The 4,538-nt window shown below is 68.4% G+C and carries 4 protein-coding genes; 1 reads left to right on the forward strand and 3 read right to left on the reverse strand.

Translation table 11 applies throughout. The annotated features are described in order from the left end of the window. Window positions 1-179: 179 nt before the first annotated feature. The 3 genes from AC08OQ_RS17815 to AC08OQ_RS17825 all read right to left on the reverse strand — a co-directional run bounded on the left by AC08OQ_RS17815 (window position 180) and on the right by AC08OQ_RS17825 (window position 3,102). Window positions 180-2,312 carry a carbon starvation CstA family protein gene (locus AC08OQ_RS17815; RefSeq protein WP_476602406.1) on the reverse strand — a complete coding sequence of 711 codons (2,133 nt, stop codon included), beginning with the start codon at window positions 2,310-2,312 and terminating at the stop codon, window positions 180-182. 107 nt (window positions 2,313-2,419) lie between these two features. Beyond that, window positions 2,420-2,767 carry a hypothetical protein gene (locus AC08OQ_RS17820; protein ID WP_476605764.1) on the reverse strand — a complete coding sequence of 116 codons (348 nt, stop codon included), beginning with the start codon at window positions 2,765-2,767 and terminating at the stop codon, window positions 2,420-2,422. Beyond that, complete coding sequence (locus AC08OQ_RS17825) at window positions 2,764-3,102, reverse strand: DUF3311 domain-containing protein (protein ID WP_462203727.1); 339 nt, start codon at window positions 3,100-3,102, stop codon at window positions 2,764-2,766. The genes AC08OQ_RS17820 and AC08OQ_RS17825 overlap by 4 nt, the downstream gene beginning before the upstream one ends. A gap of 294 nt (window positions 3,103-3,396) precedes the next feature. Here AC08OQ_RS17825 and AC08OQ_RS17830 point away from each other — a divergent pair, with 294 nt between their 5' ends. Continuing rightward, window positions 3,397-4,428, forward strand: a complete 1,032-nt coding sequence (locus AC08OQ_RS17830; protein ID WP_476605763.1) for a sodium:solute symporter family protein — start codon at window positions 3,397-3,399, stop codon at window positions 4,426-4,428. The last annotated feature ends 110 nt before the right edge of the window (window positions 4,429-4,538 follow it).

Consider the following 4,538-nt stretch of genomic DNA (forward strand, 5'->3'; position numbering starts at 1 on the left):
CCCTCGTACGTGTTCGTCGACGCCGCCGACGGGCACGGCCTGTCTGGTTAGATTGAGGGCCGCACCGACGCCGCCGCGCTGACTGTTTGCGCCGGGACGAGCGGGTTCCGGCCTGATGGCCGTCGCCAGCTCGCCTCGGCGCAAACAGATTCAACTCTCGCCATTTTCGTGGGATGTTGTCAGCGGCGCAGCGGCGGTGTGACGGGCTCGGGCTGAGGGGCCACGGCCGCCTGGGCTGCATCCGCGAGCAGCCGGCGCTCTTCAGCGGTCGCCAACAATCCCCCGGGCGCGACAAAACGGGAGGCTACATAGTCCGCTTCGGTAGTGGGTATCGGCACCCGGGTGCGGACAGCCCGTATGCACACCCGTACCGCATCGGCGAGCACGACGAGCACCAGCAGGGCGAACACTATCGCCATGATCCCGTCCAAGGTCGAGTTCTGGACGACTTTGTGCATGTCGCTGATGCTCTTCGCGGGCGCCAGAACCCTGCCTTCGTCGAGCGCGTCGGCATAGCGGTTCCGTTGGGCGAAGAAGCCGAGCTTGGGATCGTCCGAGAAAACCTTCTGCCAGGCCGCGGTGAAGGTGACGGCGACATCCCAGCCGAGCGGGACGCCGGGCACCCAGGCCCACCGCGCTCGCCCACTCTTGACGAACAGGGTGGTGACGACCGCCAATGCGATGGCGGCAAGCATCTGGTTGGCCATCCCGAACAGCGGGAACAGCTGGTTGATGCCGCCGAGCGGGTCGGTTGCCCCGGTCCAGAGGAAGTAGCCCCAGGCGCCGACCACCAGCGCGCTGCTCAGCCAGACCCCGGGCCACCAGCTCACCCGGCCGATTGGCTTCCACACGTTCCCGAGCATGTCCTGCAACATGAATCGGCCGACCCGGGTGCCGGCGTCGACAGTGGTCAGGATGAACAATGCCTCGAACATGATCGCGAAGTGGTACCAGAAGGCGGCGAGGCGACCGCCCCCGAATGCGCCTGAAAGGATGTTGGACATGCCGACAGCGAGCGTCGGTGCACCTCCGGTGCGGGCTACCAGCGTCGATTCGCCGACGGCCCGGGCCGCGGATTCGAGGGCGTCCGGGGTGATGGTGAAACCGAGGTTGGTGACCGCGGACGCAGCCGACGCCGCGGTCTTGCCGACGACCCCACCGGGCGCATTCATGGCGTAGTAGAGGCCCGGGCTGAGCACCGCCGCCGCGATCAGCGCCATCAGTGCGACAAGGGACTCGGTCAGCATCGCCCCATAACCGATGAGCCGGACCTGGGACTCCTTCTGGATCATCTTCGGCGTGGTGCCGGACGCGATGAGGGAGTGGAATCCGGACAGGGCACCGCAGGCGATGGTGATGAAGAGGAACGGGAACAGGCTGCCGGCGAACACCGGCCCGTTTCCCCTGGTCGCGAAAGTACTGATTGCGTCCGCCTGAAGTACCGGAAATTCGACGAGAACGCCGATGGCGAGCAGCCCGATGGTGCCGACTTTCATAAAGGTCGAGAGGTAGTCGCGGGGCGCAAGCAGGAGCCACACCGGCAGCACCGAGGCGACAAAGCCGTAGCCGACGAGGCAGGCGACCAGTGCCTTCGGGCTGAGTGTAAAGGCGGAGGCGAAGGCGGAGTCCTGGATCCAGCGGCCGCCGACAAGGGCCGCGAACAGTCCGGCGACACCGACGGCGGTGGCCTCAGCGACCCGGCCGGGTCGCAGCACCCGCAGGTAGATGCCCATGAACAGGGCGATCGGGATGGTCATTGCGATCGAGAAGGTGCCCCATGCAGAGGCGGCGAGCGCGTTCACCACGACAAGCGCCAGCACCGCCAGCAAAATGATCATTATGGCGAAGACAGCCACCAGTGCCGCTGTCCCGCCCACCGGGCCGATCTCGTCGCGCGCCATCTGGCCCAGGCTCTTGCCGTCCCGCCGCATGGAGAAGAACAACGTCACCATGTCCTGCACGGCACCGGCGAAAATAACACCGGCGATGATCCAGATCGTCCCGGGCAGATACCCCATCTGTACGGCGAGCACCGGGCCGACGAGCGGACCGGCCCCGGCGATGGCAGCGAAGTGGTGGCCAAACAGGACCCGCCGGTCGGTCGGCTGGTAGTCGACGCCGTTGTCGAGGCGTTCGGCCGGCGTCGCCCGGCTGTCATCCACCCGCAGCACCCGGTTTGCGATGAACCGGGCGTAGAAGCGGTAGGCGATGGCGAAGGATCCCAGGCCGGCGAGCAGGATCCACGCCGCAGAGATCGACTCGTGGCGGGACATCGCGAGCACAGCCCAGCTGATCGCGCCGGCCGCCGACACCGTGGTCCAGATGGCTATCGAACGGAGCCGGCCGGTCCTCCGGCCAAGGCCAGGCCCACGACCGCCGCCAGACGGAAGGCCGGTTCCGGCAGTATCGAGACGGGTAGTCATACGAGGCGTCCTTTGGCGAGAGCGGCCCGGCCGAGCAGGTCAGCGAGCCCGACATCGGGCGGCAGGTCGGTGCTGAAGTGCCGGAAGCCGAGCCGCGAGCGGCAGCCGACTGTGACATCGCGGCCCAGGAGGAACGGATAGGCGAGTGGATGGGCTACGGCGCTGCCACCGGGATCCGCGTCCACCGGGCGGAAGCCCCGGTGCCGCGGCACGAGCGCCCGCGGCGCGGTGCGCAGCCACAGTTGACCGGTGCAGGCGCAGCACAGCCCCAGCGGGGCCCAGTCAAAAACGACTACCTCGCCCTCGCGGAGCGCCGCGCGGGCCCGGTCGGTGAACCGGATCATCGCAGGCCTTCCGGCGCCGTCCCCCGACTGTGCAGCCGCCAAGCGGCGGCGGTCAGCAGCGCGCTTAAGGGCACCCAGGCAAGCTGATACCAGTAAAAGAACGGCACCCCGGCCAGCCGTGGCTCATCCTGCGCATAAAGCGGGACCGCCAGCAGGGCTGCGAACGGTGTCCCGAGGCACGCGACCGCGGCGGTTCGCCGCCGACGTGCCGCCGCGCGGGCCGGACGACCGGCGGCCGGCCGGCCTGTTGCAGGCACGGGCGCTGCCGGGACGCCTGCCGCGGAGTTCGCCGGGGCACCCCGCTGGGTGTCCCGGCCCTGCTCATCGTGCCACATCCTGATCTCCCTGCATTTTGATCTTCCTGGTGATAAGCCACCGCCTGGCCCAGGTACCCAGGCCGGGTGGTCACGCAGGCCGCGATGGTGTCACCGGGAGAGTTGCTCGCCGCGCCTCCGCGGTTTACGACTTGGTGAGCTAGAAGTTTACGGCTTGTTTCGGGATGGATGTCGTGTCAACCGCGCCGGCTCGGTGCGCAACTGGAATAAGGACCGGGCGGGACGACCGGGCGGGCTTCCACCGGCAACCTCGCCGCGCCGCACGGGAAGCCGCGTGTAACGGAGGGTGTTCGGATGGCCGACGGGACGACCGTGGCGGGATTCACCGTCGTGATAGCAGGCACTTCGTTACTATCGGTAAAGACGCGCGCGTTCTATCGGCGGGACGAGCTCCCCTCGCCGGAAGGGTGGGCGCTCGCAGGGCGCCCGTTCGGTGGCGTTCTGACCTGGTTCCTGCTCGGCGGTACGATCTACACCGCATATACCTTCGCCGCGGTGCCCGGCCTCGTCTACGGGGTGGGCGCTCTCGGCTTCTTCGCGCTGCCCTATACGATCATCGTCTATCCGCTAGCCTTCGTGCTCCTCCCACGTCTGGCGGAGACGGCTCGGCGCCACGGCTACGTCACGGTGGGCGACTACGTGCGGGAACGCCACCGGTCGCCGCTGCTCGCGCTCGCCGTGGCGCTGACCGGAATCGTGGCCACCACGCCGTACATCGCGCTGCAGTTGGTCGGCGTCCGCGCGGTGCTCGTTGCCGGCGGCCTCATCCCGCCTGGGCTGCCCGGCGACCTGGTGCTGGCCTCGGTGTTCGGGGTGCTCGCCGTCGCGACCTATCACAGCGGCATCCGCGCTCCGGCACTCGTCTCGGTCGCCAAAGGAATTCTGATCTTCCTGGCGGTCTTCGCCGTGGTCGGACTCGTCCTAGCCAGGCTCGGCGGACCCGGCGAGATCTTTGCTGCGGCACGGCGGAACATGGCCGCGGACGGCTTGCCGGATCCGTCACTCACGCTGGAGCCGTCGACGTTCGCCGCGTTCGCGAGCCTCGTGCTCGGCTCGGCGATGGCCCTGCTGGTGTACCCACACGTGCTCACCGCCGCCTTCGCGGCGAAGAACCCCGACGTCCTGCGCCGCTCGGCGGTCACCCTGCCGGCCTGCTCGGACTCTTCGGGCTGCTCGGCGTTGCCGCCTTGGCCGCGGGGGTACGCGCATCCCGCGGGCAGGCCGAAGCAGCTGTCCCGCTGCTCGTCCAGCAGCTGGCCCCGCCGGTTGCCACCGACGTCGTCTTCGGCGCGCTCGTTGTCGCGGCGCTCGTCCCCGCGGCCGTGATGTCGGTGGCGGTCGCTATGCTCTTCGTCCGCAACGTATACGGGGTCTTCGAAGTTAACCGGGGTGGGCGTGAGACCCCAGCCAGTTTGGTAACTGTGCGTAATGTTGGT

The sequence above is a fragment of the Frankia sp. CcCS3 genome, from assembly GCF_977927575.1.

What these genes read in the sequence shown, in the direction of transcription:
- AC08OQ_RS17820 (WP_476605764.1), bottom strand. Translation starts at nt 2,767, where the DNA reads ATGATCCGGTTCACCGACCGGGCCCGCGCGGCGCTCCGCGAGGGCGAG.
- AC08OQ_RS17825 (WP_462203727.1), bottom strand. Translation starts at nt 3,102, where the DNA reads ATGTGGCACGATGAGCAGGGCCGGGACACCCAGCGGGGTGCCCCGGCG.
- AC08OQ_RS17830 (WP_476605763.1), top strand. Translation starts at nt 3,397, where the DNA reads ATGGCCGACGGGACGACCGTGGCGGGATTCACCGTCGTGATAGCAGGC.